Below are 1,487 nucleotides of genomic sequence, written 5' to 3' on the forward strand. Positions count from 1 at the left end.
GATCCTATACCACGCTCAACAATGAGGGCATCGAAGTTGTACGGCGAAATAGACGATGGTTTTTCCCCCTGGGACAGGATAGTCTCCGTCGAAACCGTGGTCTACAACCATAACCCTACAATCGTGATCCGTTCCACGGCGACCGAGGGAGTTCCATCACGATTTCCCTCCTCGACGATCCCTCCCCACTACGACCCATCCGAAGACGTCATCTCCATAATCTCCCTGCCATTTGTCCGTGGATCATGGCGAGATGTAGACTCCGCGCTGCGCAGTTTCGCAGGAACTTCCTGGCGAGGAGGTCCGCTTCCATCTCGCGGCAAGGCGTTTCTTGGCGAATTTGTACAAGCACGGCACGCCTCAGCAAGGACACCCTTCGTGACGCGGAGCATCCCGGACACACCGCGCCGCGCTGAACCCGAGTATTCGGAACGACGCTTCAGCCGGTGTTCAAGGGCGTCGGCTGAGCGGGATTCGCCAGGTGGGCAAGGCTCTTGCACATGAGATCCGAGGATCCGATCCACATGACCGTGAAACGATCGCCGTTGCTTTTTCTGCTGACGGCGTCGGCGCAGAAGGCAGGGTCGGGCTCGCGCTTCTCGCCGCGGAATCCGAATCCGCCGGTCGGGAACGGCACTCTCTTCAGCAGCCAGCAGGCCGCGCCGTCGACCAGCGCGTCGAGATCCCCACGGACGACCGCGACCATACCAAGTGACCAGTGCCAGTCGTCATGCTGGTACACCTTGATCGCCAGATGGTCGGTCTCGTAGGCGCAGTCCACCACGTCGTTGGCTGCGTTCACCCTTTTGATGAACTGCTCAAGCCCGCCACGGAACTGCGCGAACTCCCCCGCGCGTCCCCTGGGAATGAAACCGATCATCTGATCGGCGAGACCCGCGATGCTGACGCATGGATTCTGATTGATCACGCTGACCGCGTCCGCCGACGGAAACCTGGGAAGCTGGGATTTCGTGAGCGGCCCGGGCGTGGGGCAGACCGGCCCTTTCGGCTTCCGGTCCTGCCCGTTCTGCCGGTCCTGCCCGTTCTGCTGAATCTGCCCGTTCTGTTGGGTCGGCCCGCCGCTCGGCCGCGAACCACCGCTGCCCCCCATATCGTCCAGACAGCCCGTGGCAAGCAGGGACAGCGCCAGGAAACCGGCCAGCGCATGCCTGGGAAGAAGCGCCGGGAGACGGACGACGAAACGCGGGATCGACAGTGCCTCCCGCGCCCTCGTCCGCCGGTACGAAAATCTCCGACAACGCCGGCCGACCGTGCGCATCACGTCTCATCCCCCACAACATGTCATGACTGACTGGCGGCGCTTCCTGATCGGTGCCGCCGCCGTTTCGAGGCCCTGCCACGATCGTCAGATCGATCCTCACGGGCATCGGGCGCGGGAACATCCGTGCCAACACTGAAAACCGAAGGCCGTCAGCCCGGATGGTTGGGCACGGCGGTTCGGCCACGCGGCGGTTCGGCCACGCGGC

1 protein-coding gene is annotated in these 1,487 nt (G+C 63.2%); it reads right to left on the reverse strand.

What is annotated here, in order from left to right:
• Positions 1-439 precede the first annotated feature (439 nt).
• On the reverse strand, positions 440-1,111 hold the full coding sequence (locus tag AC5LUJ_RS17570) for a hypothetical protein (protein WP_493465309.1): 672 nt from the start codon (positions 1,109-1,111) through the stop codon (positions 440-442).
• Positions 1,112-1,487: the final 376 nt, after the last annotated feature.

Source organism: Protofrankia sp. CiP1_Cm_nod3, from assembly GCF_982290655.1.

Excerpts from the sequence above, each read along its gene's own strand:
- AC5LUJ_RS17570 (WP_493465309.1), bottom strand. The coding sequence starts at position 1,111 with ATGGGGGGCAGCGGTGGTTCGCGGCCGAGCGGCGGGCCGACCCAACAG.